Annotated in this window: 15 protein-coding genes; 6 read left to right on the top strand and 9 right to left on the bottom strand. The window is 65.8% G+C overall.

The window, feature by feature from the left end:
- Nucleotides 1–115 precede the first annotated feature (115 nt).
- Together Har1131_RS09070 and Har1131_RS09065 are read left to right on the top strand one after the other, a co-directional pair.
- Nucleotides 116–733 (top strand): zinc ribbon domain-containing protein, encoded by a 618-nt coding sequence (locus tag Har1131_RS09070; RefSeq protein WP_225308099.1) that lies wholly within the window; start codon nucleotides 116–118, stop codon nucleotides 731–733.
- 35 nt (nucleotides 734–768) lie between these two features.
- Nucleotides 769–2,526, top strand: a complete 1,758-nt coding sequence (locus tag Har1131_RS09065) for a DNA mismatch repair protein (RefSeq protein WP_050038176.1) — start codon at nucleotides 769–771, stop codon at nucleotides 2,524–2,526.
- Nucleotides 2,527–2,531: 5 nt separating this feature from the next.
- Here the strand turns inward: Har1131_RS09065 and Har1131_RS09060 are convergent, their stop codons facing one another.
- The 5 genes from Har1131_RS09060 to Har1131_RS21730 all read right to left on the bottom strand — a co-directional run bounded on the left by Har1131_RS09060 (nucleotide 2,532) and on the right by Har1131_RS21730 (nucleotide 7,573).
- On the bottom strand, nucleotides 2,532–2,996 hold the full coding sequence (locus Har1131_RS09060) for an SRPBCC family protein (protein WP_050007419.1): 465 nt from the start codon (nucleotides 2,994–2,996) through the stop codon (nucleotides 2,532–2,534).
- A gap of 290 nt (nucleotides 2,997–3,286) precedes the next feature.
- A complete protein-coding gene (locus Har1131_RS09055) occupies nucleotides 3,287–3,598 on the bottom strand; it encodes a hypothetical protein (RefSeq protein WP_050007418.1) in 312 nt (103 codons plus the stop codon).
- Between the two features lie 645 nt (nucleotides 3,599–4,243).
- Nucleotides 4,244–6,625, bottom strand: coding sequence for a cation-translocating P-type ATPase (locus tag Har1131_RS09050; RefSeq protein ID WP_151145990.1), 2,382 nt, complete (start codon nucleotides 6,623–6,625; stop codon nucleotides 4,244–4,246).
- Nucleotides 6,622–7,395: a sulfite exporter TauE/SafE family protein gene (locus Har1131_RS09045; RefSeq protein WP_008308858.1), complete on the bottom strand. Its 774-nt coding sequence runs from the start codon at nucleotides 7,393–7,395 to the stop codon at nucleotides 6,622–6,624. Before Har1131_RS09045 ends, Har1131_RS09050 begins: the two co-directional genes overlap by 4 nt.
- A gap of 1 nt (nucleotide 7,396) precedes the next feature.
- Nucleotides 7,397–7,573 carry a hypothetical protein gene (locus Har1131_RS21730; protein WP_023843297.1) on the bottom strand — a complete coding sequence of 59 codons (177 nt, stop codon included), beginning with the start codon at nucleotides 7,571–7,573 and terminating at the stop codon, nucleotides 7,397–7,399.
- Nucleotides 7,574–7,740: 167 nt separating this feature from the next.
- Between Har1131_RS21730 and Har1131_RS09040 the strand changes: the two genes are divergently transcribed.
- Genes Har1131_RS09040 through Har1131_RS09025 form a run of 4 tightly spaced genes read left to right on the top strand, consistent with a single transcriptional unit; the run spans nucleotide 7,741 to nucleotide 11,807 of the window.
- Nucleotides 7,741–8,973 (top strand): halocyanin domain-containing protein, encoded by a 1,233-nt coding sequence (locus Har1131_RS09040; RefSeq protein ID WP_014040558.1) that lies wholly within the window; start codon nucleotides 7,741–7,743, stop codon nucleotides 8,971–8,973.
- 4 nt (nucleotides 8,974–8,977) lie between these two features.
- The gene (locus Har1131_RS09035) at nucleotides 8,978–9,547 is read left to right on the top strand and encodes a cytochrome c oxidase subunit II (protein ID WP_014040559.1); all 570 of its coding nucleotides are present in this window, start codon (nucleotides 8,978–8,980) and stop codon (nucleotides 9,545–9,547) included.
- Nucleotides 9,547–11,235, top strand: a complete 1,689-nt coding sequence (locus tag Har1131_RS09030; protein ID WP_014040560.1) for a b(o/a)3-type cytochrome-c oxidase subunit 1 — start codon at nucleotides 9,547–9,549, stop codon at nucleotides 11,233–11,235. The genes Har1131_RS09035 and Har1131_RS09030 overlap by 1 nt, the downstream gene beginning before the upstream one ends.
- 23 nt (nucleotides 11,236–11,258) lie before the next feature.
- Nucleotides 11,259–11,807, top strand: a complete 549-nt coding sequence (locus Har1131_RS09025) for a hypothetical protein (protein ID WP_008308848.1) — start codon at nucleotides 11,259–11,261, stop codon at nucleotides 11,805–11,807.
- 5 nt (nucleotides 11,808–11,812) lie between these two features.
- Here the strand turns inward: Har1131_RS09025 and Har1131_RS09020 are convergent, their stop codons facing one another.
- The 4 genes from Har1131_RS09020 to Har1131_RS09005 are packed head-to-tail and all read right to left on the bottom strand — an operon-like array spanning nucleotide 11,813 to nucleotide 16,771.
- Nucleotides 11,813–13,084 (bottom strand): zinc ribbon domain-containing protein, encoded by a 1,272-nt coding sequence (locus Har1131_RS09020; protein ID WP_151145987.1) that lies wholly within the window; start codon nucleotides 13,082–13,084, stop codon nucleotides 11,813–11,815.
- Between the two features lie 40 nt (nucleotides 13,085–13,124).
- The gene (locus tag Har1131_RS09015) at nucleotides 13,125–14,267 is read right to left on the bottom strand and encodes a zinc ribbon domain-containing protein (protein ID WP_050038180.1); all 1,143 of its coding nucleotides are present in this window, start codon (nucleotides 14,265–14,267) and stop codon (nucleotides 13,125–13,127) included.
- A 60-nt stretch (nucleotides 14,268–14,327) separates the two neighbouring features.
- Nucleotides 14,328–15,536: a PP2C family serine/threonine-protein phosphatase gene (locus Har1131_RS09010; RefSeq protein WP_050038181.1), complete on the bottom strand. Its 1,209-nt coding sequence runs from the start codon at nucleotides 15,534–15,536 to the stop codon at nucleotides 14,328–14,330.
- Nucleotides 15,533–16,771, bottom strand: coding sequence for an FHA domain-containing serine/threonine-protein kinase (locus Har1131_RS09005; protein WP_014040565.1), 1,239 nt, complete (start codon nucleotides 16,769–16,771; stop codon nucleotides 15,533–15,535). The genes Har1131_RS09010 and Har1131_RS09005 overlap by 4 nt, the downstream gene beginning before the upstream one ends.
- Nucleotides 16,772–16,789: the final 18 nt, after the last annotated feature.

The following is a 16,789-nucleotide window of genomic DNA, read 5'->3' as shown; positions in this document are numbered from 1 at the left end:
TAGGCAACGCAACCGCTCTACGATCTCTTAAGCCGTACTTTCTCTAAGTGTGTCCGAATTTATACTATTCTAATAGCAATGGTTTATCCGGACTACTCAAAGCGCTCGGCGTGCAATGGGGGATATGACCGAGTGGCGCGATGCGTCGGACCCCGCCTGCCCGGAGTGTGGCGAGCCGCTGGAGCCGACGGCGATGGCCTGCCCACACTGTGACGCGTCGTTACTCACCGACGAACAGACGGAGATGCTTGACGAACGCCTGACCGAGACGCTCGAGTCGATGGACGCCGGTGCGCCGACGTGGGCAGTCACGCTCACGGGGCTCTCGCTCGGCATCGCCATTGCGCCGCTCGTACTGTACGCCGTCGTCATCCTCGTCGGCGATCTCTCGCTTCCCGTGGCCGTCGGCGTCTTGCTGGCCGGCTGGCTCGGTCCAGCCGCGTATCTCTCGCGGCTGCGTAATCCCAGCGAAGTGCTGGCCCGGGGGCTGTACCTCGTCGTCGCCGGCGTGGCCGTCGTCGTGCTCGCAGTCGGCTACGAGGTCCTCCTGTCGGATGGCCCGTCAGTCGTCTCCGAACAGACCGCGCTCGTGTCGCTCGGTCTGGCGATTCCGGCGGCGCTGGGAGCACTCATCGCGCGCCGCGCGGCCCGGCGGGCTGACCGGCAGGCCCGCGGGGAGCCGGGGCCGCTGCACGAGCGCTTCGGTATCGACGACGACGAGCCCGACAACTGAAAACGCCTAAGCGGGCCGCCGTTGTCCACCCGTGCATGCGACTGGAGGAGTACTGGGGCATCGGCCCGAAGACGTCCGAACTGCTCACCGAGGAGCTGGGCGTCGAGCGGGCCATCGAGGCCATCGAGTCGGCGGATACGCGTGCGCTAACCACGGCCGGCCTCTCCCGGGGGCGAGCGACGCGAATCCTCCGGCGGGCGACCGGGGCCGAGTCGATGGACCTGCTCGCCACCAGAGATACCCGCGACGTGTACAAGGAACTACTCGACCTCGCCGAGGAGTACGCGGTCACCGAAGATGCGGCCGACAGCATCCGGGTGCTGACGCCGCTACCGACCCGCGAGGCGATGGACGAGCGGCTGGACGACGTGCTCGAAGCGCGGGATACGTGGGCCGACCTCTCGGAGGCGGACCAGCGGGCCGTTCTCGACGCGTTCGACGCGTTCGACGCTGACGGGGGTGAACTAGCCGCGGTCGACGTGGCGCTGGCGCTCCGGGACACCGGCATCGAGAGCGGCGTGTTCGAGCCACTGGCGACCCTCGACGGCGAGTCACTGACGGCTGGCCGGGCGGCGCTCGCCGGCCTCGCGGGCGACGGCGAGTCCGTCGGCGAAGGGGCCGACGAGGAACTCGACCGCCTGCGCGACCAGCTCGGGCAAATAGAGGATCTTGCAGCGGCATCAATGGAGGTCGTCGAGGCCGTTCAGGAGGGCGCTCGGCGGCCCGACGAGTTCCAGGACGCGCTCGTCCGGCACGTCACGGGCGAGACAGGTATCGACGCTGCCAGAGTCCGCGACGCGATGCCCCGCGAGGCGACCGACGCGCGGGATTTCGTCGACGTGGCGCTCCGGGAACTCCGAAGCACGCTCCGAAGCGACGTCCGGGAGCGCGAGGGGACGGTCGCCGACCGGCTGGAAGACGACCTCGCGGACGCCCGCGGGGACATCGACGCCGCCATCGAGGCGGTGGACGACATCGCGTTCTCAGTGTCGCTCGCCCGCTTCGCCATCGCGTTCGACCTGACGCGGCCCGCCTTCGTCGAGGACCGCAAGACCATCGCGGTGAAGCGGGCCCGGAACCTCACCATCGCCGACGTGGAAAGCGTCCAGCCGGTCACCTACGCCATCGGCGACCACACGCTGGACCTGGACCGGGCGAACCAGCCGCCAAGCGGCGACCGGGTGGCTGTCCTGACCGGCGCGAACTCCGGCGGGAAGACGACCCTGCTGGAGACGCTGTGTCAGGTGCAACTGCTGGCCCAGATGGGGCTGCCGGTCCCCGCCGAGGCCGCCGAGGTGGGCATTGTCGACACCGTCGTGTTCCACCGTCGGCACGCCTCGTTCAACGCCGGCGTCCTCGAATCGACGCTGCGCTCTGTCGTCCCGCCGCTGACCGAGAGCGACCGGACGCTGATGCTCGTCGACGAGTTCGAGGCTATCACCGAGCCCGGCTCCGCCGCCGATCTCCTCCACGGACTCGTGACGCTGACCGTCGACCGCGACGCGCTGGGCGTGTTCGTCACTCACCTCGCGGACGATCTCGAACCGCTGCCTGTCGAGGCCCGTGTCGATGGCATCTTCGCCGAAGGGCTGAATCAGGACCTCGAACTACAGGTCGACTATCAGCCCCGGTTTGGCACTGTCGGGAAGTCCACGCCGGAGTTCATCGTCTCCAGGCTCGTTGCGAACGCAAAGGACCCTGTCGAGCGAAACGGGTTCGAGACGCTCGCCACGGCCGTCGGCGAGGAAGCGGTCCAGCGGACCCTCTCGGACGCGCTCTGGACCGACGAGTAGCGCGGTTACGACAGCGAACTGGCGACGACTCGCTCCTCTCCTTCGACCGCCTCGGCGACGTTGTCCAGCAGCCGCCGTACCTCCCGGCGGTTGTACCACCTGATAAGCGGCGCGAGGAGAACCTCCGGGAGTGGCCCGGGGACCTCGTACTCGGCCGCGTATGTGAGCCGCGTGCCCCCGCGCTCCGGTTCGAACCGCCAGGCTATCCGGCCCGTCAGGTCGCCGCTCATCTCGTAAACGATACGCTCGGGCGGCTTGTACGTCGAGGCACGGACCTCACCGGTGAAGGTGATTCCGAACATTTTGTACTCGTACGCAGCGCGGTTTCCGCTGTTTGGCAGCCGCTCGATGCGTTCGGCGCGGGTAAGGCTCGGCGTGACGGCCGCCTGGTTCGACGGCTCGTCCATGAACGTGAACACTGTCTCGACTGGTGCATCGAGCCAGCGGTCGTCGGACGTATGGACCGTCATGTGTCCTGCTTCGCACTCCAGTATCTTACACGCTCGGCCACACAGTGACAACAGACCAGTCTGGGGGTCAGGAACTAGTGCGACCGGTCCCGGCGGCTACAGCCGACGGGTACGGCGTGACTGTGCTCGGCTCTTCGAGTCGCGTCGCCGCCTACCGATGACAGCGGCGAGGTAGGTTCTATGCATCATGAATGACTCCCCGGCAGGAGCCGAACCTGCGCCGGGCGGGAACCCGACTCCGCCTGGTGATTCCATGGAGGCAAGAGACGGGACGAGTTGGAGGGGTGCGCTTACGCGTCACCGGCCACGTCGACGCGGTTGACCGCCATCACGCCGAACCCCGCTTGCAGGAGTTCGGTGCGGCCGTCGGCGGTGTTTTCGTCGTCGTTGACTCGCAGGGTCAGCGACACGTCGGCGTCGACCCGGATGTCGGTCCAGGTCGGCCGGACGCTGGTCACGCGGTCGACCGCCACGTCTTCGACGCCGTCGACGGCCGCGAGGACACCGGCGACACCGGCTTCGAGGGTCTCGGACCCGCCACGCGGAACGCGCAGTGATACGTCGGCCGATACCTCGGTCGGGGGAGTCGCCTGCAGCGACATAACGCCGACGGCCGGAGTCGAACCGGGCCGAGAGGGCACTCACCAGTCGAGTCGCGTCGGTCGGAGACTGCGCGGGTGGCGGGCGCGTACGTCCGGCCCGGAACGGCCGGTACAGGATTCCCACACCGGGAGGATGGGGAACCCGAAGGCTGGACAGCGAGATAGCTACACGACACAGTACAGACTCGGGGGCGAGTGGCACAGGCCGACAGGCCACACTGGGCGGTGCAGGCCTATCAGACGGAGTGGCCGAGCGGGAGACAGGGCTTCACCGCTTGACAGTGAGCCCGAACGAATCGCCACCGCAGTGCGGCGTCCGTGAGTGGGACGCCGGTCCCACGGCAGCGAACCAGTCTATGGTGCCACGGGCGGAATTTTCACCGAGCGGGTGTCCGCAGTGGCCCGTTCCCCAATAAGGGATGCGTACTCGACCGTAGCGTCAAGGCTACGTTCGATAGCCGACCGCCCGCTGTACAGCCAGCGAGCGAACGACGTTGGCGCGGGAACGGGAATTGCGTAAGTCATGGGTCACCACGTCGGTGAAAGCGACGTATATCCGACCAGAACCGGTGATATATTAAATCTGTTTCAGACATGATACCAAATGACAAGAACGGGCGCGTTCGCTGGCACGACAGCACGGCTTCAGCCGGCCGCTGCTGGTTGCTGCGTCGCAGTCGGTCCCTCGGCACTCGCCTTGCTGTGTGACGCGGTTCCCGCGAGCGTCCGCGTGGAGTTCCCCACGACGAGCAGGCTGCTGGCCGTCATCGCCAGCGCCGCAAACAGTGGGTTCAGGACGCCAAGCAACGCGAGCGGGAGCGCCACGGCGTTGTAACAGAACGCCCACGCGAGGTTCTGTCGGACCCGCGTGCGAGTTGCGGCCGTCACGGCGAACATGTCAGGAACGGCGCGCAGGTCGTCTGTTGTGACGACCGCGTCGGCCGCATCGGCGGCCAGTGACGTGCCTGACGCCATAGCGATGCCGACGTCGGCGGCAGCCAGGGCCGGGGCGTCGTTACTCCCGTCGCCGACCATCGCGACAGTCCCGCGGGACTGCAGTCGCTCGACGACTTCGGCTTTCGCCTCCGGCGGCACCCCGGCGAACACTTCGTCGACGCCGTCGTGGCGCTCGAACGGGACGGCGGCCTCGGGCCGGTCGCCAGTGATGACGACGACATCGCGGTCCCGGGCGAGCGTCGAGACGACCGACTCCCAGTTCGCGCGGAGCCTGTCCCCCGCGACGAGCACGTCCTGTGCTTCGCCGTCCCAGCCGACGAGCGCCGGGACGCGCCCGTTCTCGGTCGCACGTTCACACCGGGTCCGGAGGCCGGCGGGCACGTCGAACCCGAGGTCGTCGAACAGCGCTTGCGTCCCGACGACAACCCGGTCCCCGTCGACCGTCGCACTGACGCCCTGCCCCGGGTGTTGCTCGAACTCGGAGACAGTCGCGTCGGGGACCGACACGGCGTCCGTCACCGCTTCGGCGACGGGATGCTCCGCGAACTGCTCGACTGCGGCCGCCCGGGCCATCGCCCGCTCGTCGGCCTGCTCCAGCAGTTCCATCTCGCCCGTCGTCAGCGTCCCCGTCTTGTCGAACGCGACCACGTCCGCGTCGGTCGCCGTCTCGAACACCGCATCGCCGGTGATGACGGTCCCGCCGTCCAGCGCCCGACGGATGCCGGCCGCGGTTGCCAGCGGCGTCGCCAGCCCCAGCGCGCAGGGACAGGAGACCACGAGTACAGCCAGCCCGGTCAGCATCGCGTCCGTGGGTGTCGCTCCGGCGACGAGGTGCCCGCCGGTGGCGAGCACAGCCAGGAAAACCACCAGCGGGACGAAGACGGCGGCGATGCGGTCGACCAGCCGCTGGACGCCGCCGCGCGTGCTCTGGACCTCCCACAACAGGTTCGTCAGCCGGTCGACGGTGCTCTCGGCGTCCGGCCCGACCCGGACGACGACGCCGCCCTGCGTGACCAGGGACCCGCCGATGACCTCGTCGCCGTCCGTCTTCCGGACGGCTAGCGACTCGCCGGTCACGAGCGACTCGTCGACGGCAGCGGTCCCTTCCACGACGGTGCCGTCGACCGGGACGCGATCCCCGGACCGGACAACGACTTCGTCGCCGGGCGACAGCACCCCTACATCGACCTCCTCGTGACCACCGTCGGTGCGTCGCCGGGCGCTATCGGCCCGCTGTGTCGTGAACTCCGTGAGGCGGTCCAGCGCGCGCCGCCGAACCCGGTCCTGGTAGTAGTCGCCGACCGAGACGGCCATGACGATGACCGTCGCCACGTCGAAGTACACCTCTGTATGTCCCAAAATGACGGCGACAACGCTGTACAGGAAAGCGGTCACGGCGGCCATCGCCACCAGCAGGTCCATGTTCGGACGGCCAGCCCGGAGACTGACGTAGGCCCCGCGAAGCAACGGCCACCCAGTGTACCCGACTACGACGCCGGTCATCACGGCCATGTTCCACAGCAGGTAGTCCCCCGCCTGCCCCGCCGGGTCGAACAGCAACAGCGACGAGTCGACACCGAGGTAGGCCGGGTAGAGAAAGAGGACGTACCACAGCATCGTCATCATCCCGAAGAAGCCGCCGACGATGAGACGCCCCTCCAGCTCGTACTCGTCGTCGGTCTCCGTGGCTTGCAGGCTGGCGTCGTAGCCGGTGCCGGCCACTACGTCTGTGAGGTCTGACTCCGAGAGCGCGTCGGCGTCGTAGGTGATTTTCATCGTCCCCGTCGGGTAGCTGGCGGCCGCGGCGGCGACGCCGTCGTGGTCTGTGGCCCGCGCTTCCAGAAACGTCTCGCAGGTCGCACAGTGCATCCCCTCGACGGAGAGGAAGGCCGTCTCGCCGTCGGCGTCGTCCGGATCGGGTCCTGTGTCGGCCGCGTCGCGGGTCTCCGTCGCCGGGTCGTCGAGCGTCCGGGCGACCTCCAGACAGCCGCGACAGCAGAACGTCCCCTCGACCGCGTCGTCGGTGACCGGCGTATCGACCGGCAGGTCACAGAGCGTACAGTGGGTCATGTCCAGGGCATCGGCAGGGGTGGTTTCGGGATGGCGATACCGAACGCCGCCAGCCCGTTCGACAGCGGGACGAGCGCGAGTGCGATGAAGACGACGCCGAGCACCCGGTGCAGCGTTGCGCGATGGCCCGGCGACAGCGTGCCGAAGGCGGTCCCGTAGGCAAACACCAGCGGGAACGTCCCGAGGCCGAGCGCGGCCAGCGAGAGCCCGCCAGTGAGCGCGGAGCCCGTCGCAAACGCATACAGGAACGCCGGGTAGAGCAGCGGACAGGGGAGCAGCCCGTGCATTGCACCCAGCGCGACCATCCCCGGGCCGTCGACCCACCGGTCGACCCTGGCGACGAGCGACGCGGAGAGTCGCTGGAACAGGTTCCCGACCAGCGGCAGCGACCGGGCGACATCGACGGCGCGACCGCGCGAGAGATACCCGATACCGACAGTGATGATCGCGAGGCCGACGAAAACCCCGACGGCTCCACGGACGGCGGTCCCGAGGCGTGCTAAGCCGGCCACGTCGTACAGAACGCTGCCAGCAGCGCCAAGCACCGTGCCGACGAGCGCGTAGCTCAGCGTCCGTCCGGCGTTGAACAGCGCGTGCTGACGTATTTCGTGGCCTGATACCGGCCCGCCGTCGTCAAGTCTATCGGCGTAGGTGGTGACTAACGGCCCGCACATCCCGAGGCAGTGGACGCTGCCGACGAGTCCCAGCCCGACGAACGCCGCGAGGCCGGCCGTCTCACCGGAACTCAGCCCCGCCGTCCCGAACTGCATATCAGACGGTACTCGACTCGGTTGGTTGTGTCATCCAGAACAGGCTGCCGGCGATGATGACGACGCTGACCAGCGAGAGCGCGACGATGGAGCGTCCGGTTCCCTGCATGTAGTACGCGACCGGCGCGAGACCGAGCAGCGCCAGCAACGTCACGAGCCGAGGGCTTGACGCAGACATATCTGGCCGTACGTTAGAGGGATTATAAAAAGAAACGGGTCGTTCCTGCCGGCTGAAAACACCATCAGGGGTTTTTTTAGGTAATCTGCTATCTTCCCAGATATGGTACGGCACGAAGCTAGAAGCAGCCAGCTGCCAGATTCGCACGACGCGGTGGGGGTGCGACGATGGCGCTGAGTCGGCGACAGTTCGTCGGTGCCGCAGCCGGGACGGCGGCGCTGGCCGCGACCGGCACGGCGACAGCACAGGAAGAACCGGACTACGGCGGCTGGTTCGACGACGTGTCGAACTACGACGGGACCGCCGACAAGCGAGGCCAAGACACTGTTACAATCACCGTCGGCGCGCAGGGCAACAACGGCGCGTTCGCCTTCGACCCGCCGGCAGTGATGGTCAGCCCGGGCACAGAGGTCGTCTGGGAGTGGAACGGCGAAGGCGGCGGTCACAACGTCGTCTCTGACGGCGACGGGCCGCTCGACTCCGGGGGCGCGGTCAGCGAAGCCGGCACGACCTACAGCCACACCTTCGAGTCTGAGGGGATGTTCAAGTACGTCTGTGTTCCCCACGAAGCGCTCGGAATGAAAGGCGCAGTCGTCGTCCGGTCCGGTGGCAGCGGGGGCGGCGACTCCGATGGCGGCGGTCAGCAACAAGGACCGCCGGCAAACCCGGATTACGGCGGCTGGTTCGACGACGTCTCGAACTACGACGGAACGACAGTCGACAGAACCGACGCCGATAGCGTCGAGATATCGGTCGGTGCACAGGGCAACAACGGCGCGTTCGCCTTCGACCCGCCAGCGGTTCGGGTGACACCCGGCACCGAAGTGACGTGGAAGTGGACCGGCGAAGGCGGCGGCCACAACGTCGTCTCCGACGGTGACGGTCCACTCGACTCCGGGGGCGCGGTCAGCGAAGCCGGCACGACCTACAGCCATACCTTCGAGGAAATGGGCGTGTACAAATACGTCTGTGTCCCTCACGAGTCACTCGGGATGAAGGGCGCTGTCGTTGTCGGTGGCCCGCTCGATGGCAGCGGTGGTGGCAGTGACGGCGGCAGCGGACAGGAAGGGAGCGGTATCGAACTCTCCGGCCCGCAGTGGCTCCTTTCAGGCTCGGTCCTGCTGGCGTTCTTCTCGCCGCTGTTGTTCGCGGTCGCGATGCGACGCCGCCAGAACGGGCGGCCACCACAGACGGGTGAAGGTGGCGAGCTACGGCGGGCGAGCGGCCCGGAACCTGTTGAAGAGGCCGCTGAAACTGAACCGGCTGTCGAGCTGGGCCACGACGAGTACGACCCGAAGGGAACGGCGGCGTTGGTCGCCTTCTACTTCGTGTTGATTGCCCTGCTGTGGGTGTTCATGTACTTCGTCGAGTTCCTCGGCCGCGTCTCCATAATCGGGTGATACCATGCAGGTTCATAGATTCGAAAAAGTTTGGCTCGGTGCAGCGATACTGCTCATCGTCGGTTTCATCGCCACCATCGCGTACGGGTCGGTTGGTGTCGGCGTCGGGATGGTCGACGATACGGGCGGACAGATCAGCGCAGAAGAAGTACAGAACGGTAACACTGGGACCCAGTTCGACGACCCCGGTGTCGTCAAAGAGGACGGGCAGTACGTCGTGTACGTCGTCGCCCGGCAGTTCCAGTTCTCTCCCGGAACTGGGGACACACCGATCCGCGTGCCCGCGGGTGAGAACGTCACGTTCAAGGTGACCAGTGCAGACGTGGTGCACGGCTTCTCAGTGGTCGAAACCAACATCAACACGATGGTCATTCCCGGGCAGGTCTCGGAAGTCTCGGCCCGGTTCAACGAGCCCGGCACCTACGGGCTCATCTGTCACGAATACTGCGGGGCGGCCCATCACACGATGGGTGGCTCCGTCGAGGTCGTCCCGCCGGAGGAGTACGATATGCAGCAAGAGAACATCGACCAGTCCGCAGATGACGCACAGGCTCAGGAGGAGGCGGATCAGTAATGGTGTTCGTCGACTCCTATCCGAAAACGTCGAAGCTCGTCCGTAGCGAGTTCCTCGTCTCGTTCATCGCTCTCGGAATCGGTGCGCTGTTCGGCGTCATCCAGGCGCTCCATCGGACCGGCGTGTTCCGGGGCTTCGTCAGTTCAGCCGACTACTACACGATTCTGACGGGCCACGGCGTCTTGCTGGCGCTCGTGTTTACCACGTTCTTCATCGCAGGACTGTTCACATGGGCTGTCGCCAGCAGTCTCGAACGGGAGTTGCCACAGCGTATCGCCTGGTCGGCCTTCTGGATAATGCTCACGGGGACGGTGCTTGCGGCCGTGTCTATCATCGGCGGTATCGTCGGTTCGCCGTCGATCCTGGGTCACGACCTCGAAGCGGACGTGCTGTTCACCTTCTACGCCCCGATGAAGGCGCACCCGGCGTTCTACATCGGCGCTGCGCTCATCATCGTCGGCTCGTGGGTCGCCGGCCTCGCGTACTTCAAGTCCCTGTGGGAGTGGCGCTCTGAGAACCCGGGTGAACGCATTCCCCTGCAGACGTTCATGGTCCTGACGACGATGCTGATGTGGTACGTCTCCACCATCGGCGTCGCCGTCGAGGTCGTCGCCTTCCTCATTCCGTGGTCGCTCGGACTCATCCAGAACGTCGACCCGCTGCTGACGCGGACGCTGTTCTGGTACTTCGGCCACCCGGTCGTGTACTTCTGGCTCATGCCGGCGTATCTCGTCTGGTACACGATTCTACCGAAGCTGGCCGGTGGGCGGCTGTTCAGTGACCCGCTGGCTCGCGTCGTGTTCGTCGCCTTCCTGCTGCTCTCGACCCCGGTCGGCTTCCACCACCAGTACACCGACCCCGGTATCCCCTCGGGCTACAAGTTCATCGCGATGACGAACACGATGTTCTTGCTGTTGCCCTCGCTGCTGACCGCGTTCACCGTGGTCGCCTCGGTCGAACACGGCGCTCGCCAGCGGGGTGCAAAGGGCTATCTCTCCTGGCTTCGGAATCTGCCCTGGGGTAAGCCGGCCTTCGCCGGCTGTATGCTCGCCGGCCTGATGTTCGCCGCAGGAGGGTTCTCCGGCATGATCAACGCCGGGATGAACATCAACTACCTCATCCACAACACCATCTGGGTGCCCGGCCACTTCCATCTCACCGTCGGGACTGCGTTCGCGCTAACGGCGATGGCGATCAGCTACTGGCTGGTCCCACAGATCACCGGGAAGAAACTCCGACAGCGCACCATCGCCACGCTCCAGCCGTACGTCTGGTTCGTGGGCATGGCGGTGATGTCGAACGCCATGCACCGCGCCGGCCTCGCCGGCATTCCGCGACGGACTGCCGAACCGACGTACGACGAGTTCGCGTTCGAGGGCGTCGCCGGAACGGTCGGCGAAATGCGCATCCAGATCGCCATCGGCGGCTTCCTGCTGTTCGTCGGCGCGGCGATGTTCCTCATCGTCATGGCCGACACCTTGCTCGCTCGCCGCGGCGGGACGCTGTCGGTCAACGGGACGATTCCGGAGCCGCTGTCCGGCGCGGACCACAGCCCGCGTATCCTGGACAACTACAAGCTCTGGACGGCGATTGCCCTGCTGCTCATCGCCATCGCCTACGGGCCGCCGCTCGCCAGCATGGTCGCTGATGGACTGTTCGCGCCCGGTAGCCCGCCGATCCCGGTCTAACACAACTTCACTACTCTCTCATCATGTTCGACGACGTCGACGGTCCGGAGCAGAAAACGCTGCTACGACTCCTCATCATCGTTGGAATCGGCTTGCCGATCCTCATCGAGGTCGTTACCTTCGGGAGTATGATGGGGCATCATTTGACCGGGGACACCGGGGGTGAGGCAGTCCCCGAAACGCCGACTGCGGAGCCGGCCGGTGCCGGCGTCGGCGACCCGATTCTGGAATCCGCGAACGTCTCAGCCCGCATCGATGCGGCGTCTGTTGTCACCGCTGACGAGGGGTGGCGGTTCACGCTCACGGTGAACGTGACGAACACCGGGTCAGACCCCGCGGCAGTTCGTCTCGACAGCGTCACCACCCGCAGCGGCGAGACGATTGCGGAATCCGCGAGCACCGGACAGCTACCAGTGAATCAGACTGACGACGTGACCAAGTCGTGGCTACTGCCCCCCGGCGAACGACCGGACACCGTCTCTGTAACGGTGCTAGTGTATCCGGACGGGGGCTCGGTACAATCGACGCAATACACCGTTGCGCTCGGTGACATCCCCGTTTCGAACCGCTGACCGTCTCACCCGTCCACGGGGTCGCCACAGGACGGGCAGGCGGTAGCGTCGGGCGGGAGCGACTCGCCGCACTCGCCGCAGTACGACTGTCCGGCGTCGCGGCCGCCCGGCGTGAAGACGGACGTATCGTCCATCCATGCCTCGTCTGTCTCCGAGGCAGCCTCATTCGAACTGTCCGTCCCGGCCGTTTCCGATTCCGTTTCTGTACCGCTGTCGTCGACCGGCGTCTCCGGTTCCGCGTCGTCGTCCGACGGCTGCGCGTTGTCCTGTTCCGATCCGTGAGCGGGCGGTTCCGCCGCCGGGACCTCGTCGGGCGAAAACACTCGGGTCCCGGTGTGTCCCGGTGGCTCCTCGTCGCTGTCAGCATCTGCGGTGTCGGTCCCCGCTCCAGTCTGTTCCCGGGAGTCCGGTGCGGCGTCCACAGTCCGTTCAGCAGTCGGACTCTCGTCGCTGCTTTGTGAGCCGCCGACCGGTGGCATGATAGGGAACCGCTGGTCCGGACGGCGCTGGGGGTTCGAAAGCGGCGCACGGATTCGAACGACGGTTCCAGCGAGCAGTTGGAACAGGAGGTACGCGCTCGCCAGCACACCGGGGACGGCGATGAACAGAGGTGTGGCTTGCGATGGCTGTACGCCCGTCAGTTGCAGCGCCGTCTCCGCCACGGGACCGACGCCCGCCCGCGCCAGCCACGGGGACAGCGACGACGACACGCCGGGTGCGACGACCGGCTGGGTCAGCCACCCAGTCCCGAGAGCAGCGGCGCTTACGAACACCAGCAGCGACAGGAGTCGTGGAACCGAAAGCGTGTAGACGCGGTGTCCATAGGCGACGGTCCGGACGACGAGATGCACCGTCCCGAACAGTGCAACTACCGTGAGCAGACGTTGCTGGCCGAGCGTGACACTGAGCAACAGGCAGCCCAGAAGCACACTGCCGGGGAGGGCGAGCAACAGGCTCGGATGGTCCAGCCGATACGCGTCGGCGAGGTTGCCGTAGCTGTTCCGAAGCCGTCGGTTGACGAGGACAACGGTCGCCAGCGACGGACCGAGGAGCCAGAGACTGGCGGCAAGTACAGTGCGTAGCGAGATAGTCCGGCCAGTAAGTGTCACAAGAACAGTACCTTCGATCCCTGGGAACTGCGCCAACAGCAGCCCCGTCGCGAGCACCCAGCCACCGTAGACGAGCCATGCCAGACCCACACCCACAAACAGCCAGGTTTCAGTTCGCAGTAGTGCGGCGGACTCGCGGAGTTCCAACCCCAGTCGACCACGCTCCATCAGCCTGATGTTTCCCGACCGACCGCTTAACTGTGGGTGGTCACGCCGCCCGAATTGTCATCGTGGCGACGCCCGACAGTTCGAGTTCGTCGCCCGGTTGGATCGGTTCCCGGTCGCCTTTCTTCAACTGGGTCTCGTTCAGCCGCGTCGGGTTGTCCCCGAGGTCGACCAGATAGTACCCTTCCGGCTGGCGGTCGAACCGGACGTGTTCGCGGTGGATCCGAACCGCTTCGTCTTCCGGTCGCCCGGCATCCAATAGTGCCGCCCGAATCTCCCGGCCGATGCGGTCACCGTCTTCGATGGTGATGTCACGACCCTCGACCGAGAGGACGAGTTTGTCCGGTACCGCCGCGTCGTCGGTGGACTGTGACGCGAGTGTGTCGACGGCGTTGCCCGTGGCTCCTGACTCACTCTCCGTCTCATCGGCGGTCGACGACCCTGTCGAGTCAGCCGTCGGCGTGTCGCTCTCGCCGCGATGTGCGTCTAAGTCCTCCCCACAGTTGACACAGAAGCTGGCATCGTCGTCGACAGCGGTGTCACAGGACGGGCACGCGTCGAGCGAGCCGTCGTCGCCCGGTGTGATATCCTGTACGTCGGCACCGCAGGCGACACAGAAATTCGCGTCGGCGTCGAGTTCGCGGTCACAGTCCGGACAGGCGATCGTCGCCGCATCGTCATCTGTCTCCGAGGCGTCGTTGGATGTCTCGGCGTCCGCATCGGAGTCACTGCTGGACTGGTCCGAGGTGTCATCATTCTCGTCGGGTTCTTCCGCAGCCTTCGGCTCGGTTTCGTTTTCGGCATCGGTGTCGGCTTCAGGCTCGTGTTCCGTCGCCGTCTCCGCCGTCCCCACCGTCTCGTCTCCGGCCTCGGCTGCCCCAGTATCCGAGGCTCCATCCACCGATGCGTCGTCGTCGCTGTCATCGTCGAGAGTGTGCCCATCCGGGGCGTCGGCTTCGTCGCTAGCCCCCATCGACCGGCCATCCGTCGGGTCCGCCTCGTCCGTGCCTTCCGGTATCAGGTCGGCGTCGTCCGGCACCGCATCGTCGGTGTCAAAATCAGCAGCGCTTTCGTCAGTGTGTTGCCACTCACCACAGTCCGGGTTTGTGCACCATCCGCCCGCGACTGTCGGATCAAAGTCCTCGTCGCATATGGGGCATTTTACCGTGCGGTCGGATTCAGGCATGGGTTTCGTTAGAGAGTATAGAGTCGAGAAATAAAATACTTGTCCCACGAAACTTTCTCTCTATTCGTCTGTCATAATAACGGTATCCCGTTCGGAAATGTCGAGATCAGGGTCGATATCTCGGACTGGCATCCCGCCGCTTTCCGGTGTTTCCGGAAGCGCACTGTCGGCAAACAGGAGCACGGAGATGTTGTCCTTCCCCCCGCGGTCGTTTGCCAGTGACACGAACTCCCGACTCGCCGCGTCGAGGGACGCTGCATCGAGGACCACGTCACGGATCTCGTCGTCGGTGACGGCCGCTTCGCGGATACGCTCGGCCACTGAATCGGCGTGGTCCGAATCGACGTACTCCTCGTACAGTTCCGGCGCGTCGGTCTGTGCGTCGATGAGTCCGTCGCTGGTCGCCAACACCGTGTCCTCCGCGTACAGCCTGACCGTCCGCGTGTCCACCCCGACAGTCGCCTCGTCGGGGTCCTCGTAGCCGGACCCGCCCAGCGCGCGTGTGATCTCGTTGCCGTTCGGGTGGACGTGTGCCTCGACCGGGTCGATTTCGTCGTTGTCGACCCACTCCTGAACGACGGCGTGGTCTCTGGTCAGCGGCGAAATCGTCTCACGGGCGCTGTTGACGACGTAAGCCCGGCTATCACCGACCCAGCCGTAGTGGAGTTTGCCGTCGGCGTAGATGCCTGCAACGACCGTCGTGTAGGATTGGGTCCCGGTCTCGTTTGCGTACCGGATGATCTCGCGGTGGGCCGCCGTAATCGCCTCCGCCACGGCAGTTTCGAGTTCCTGTTCGCCGGGCGGGTCCGGGAGGACATCGCGGGCGACATCGACGTCGAACCCGCCGGGATAACTCCGGGCCGTTCGAATCGCCACGGGGGCGAGGTGTTCAGCCACGATAGTCGTCGTAATGTACGACGCAATGTCTCCGGCGTCGTGTCCGCCGGCACCGTCGGCCACCACGAACACGCCGGCCGAACGGTTCATCGGTCTCCCGTTGCCCTCAGTGTCAGCTGAAGCCCCTTCGTCAGTGTCCGCTGCGTCCGTGTCGTCAGCGGTATCGGTCGCCGTCTCAGTACCGGCTGTCTCGTCTGTCACATCCGCCGTCTCGTCGCCGTCTGCTGTGACCGGCTCCTTCGACTGTGGCCTGTCTTGCCCGCGGTAGCCGTCCCGATGCCCCTCCTCGAACACCGTCAGCGAGACGCTGTCCTCGTTGATGCCCTGTCCTCGCTTCCGCTCGCCGATGTCGTAGTTCGTGCTGTATCTCATGACTCCTCCGGATGGAACTCGAACGTGACCCCGTAGGTCGGATGGACCAGCGACACCAGGTCGCCGTCGGTGAGTGTCACCGACTCGGGTGGAACGTTGCCGTGTCTGTCGGTCGGGTCCTCGCCCTCGGAGCGCAGACGGTTGCGTCCGGGTTCGGAGAGGACCCGCTGCCAACCGGCCCCCTTCTGGACGAACGTCCCGTTGAGGCTCCGGTCGTGGAGGGACCACTCGCCGTCCTCGATATCGAACTGTACCTGCACCGAGGAGATGTACTCCCCCTGCGGGTCTTCGATTGTTATCGATGCCGGGGGACCGCTCGCGCCCTGTCGCCCGATAGTGTCGCCCGGTTCGACGGTGAACTGCCTGTCCGCTTGAATGTACGTCACTGACGCCGTCGCGGGCGGCGTTGGATCGCGCCGTTCGAGGACCTCTTTGAGGACCGTCGCGTTCCGGTATCGGTCGCGGTAATGTGACTGCGTGGCCCGTTCGACGATTTCGGCCAGATAATCGTCGCAGTCGGCCCCGAACGCTTGCGGGTTCACCCCGTCTTTCTTCGGGACGCTCCCCTTGAGCAAGAATAGGAGTATCTTCCCGATAGAATACACGTCCGACCACGGCCCCTGCCGAACGTCGGTTCGGCTGGCCTCGGCGACTTCGCGGGGCTTGAACGGCCCCAGAATCGTCGTCCCGGTGTTGCCGGAGGACGGATCCTCGGTGGCATCGAACCCCGTCGCCGTATTGAAATCGATCAGCGTGGGCGTGATGTCGGGTGTGAGCATCACGTTCTCCGGTTTCAGGTCCCGGTAGACGATCTCGTTCTCGTGGAGAAACCCCATCGCGTCACAGAGGTCGATGCCGATCTGTCGGACCTGTTCGCTGTCGTCGATTGGGCCGTGCTGGTCGATGACTTCGTCGAGTTCGATGCCGTCGACGATCAGCTGGACGACCAGAAACGGAACGTCACGCTCCGTGACCTGATCGTAGTAGTCCATCACGTTCTCGTGACCGCCGGCCCGGCGGATGCGTTCCAGTGATCCGACCTCCTTTTTGAAGTACTCCTCGATGATGTCGGGGTCGTTCTGGGATTCGGTGTAGTTGGGGTACTTCACAGCGACCGCCTCACCCGTCTCGGTGTCTCTGGCGCGGAACGCCTTCGCGAACCCTCCCTTGCCGAGGAACTCCTCGAGTTCGTACTGGCCGGCGATGACATCACCGCTCTCAGGTTCCCAGTTCATGGATCACCCGTTTCTCCG

This window comes from Haloarcula sp. CBA1131 (assembly GCF_008728975.1).
In the GTDB taxonomy this organism is placed as follows: Archaea; Halobacteriota; Halobacteria; order Halobacteriales; family Haloarculaceae; genus Haloarcula; species Haloarcula hispanica.
Note: the sequence above shows the minus strand (reverse complement) of the source record. Positions and strands in the feature narration are given on the sequence as shown.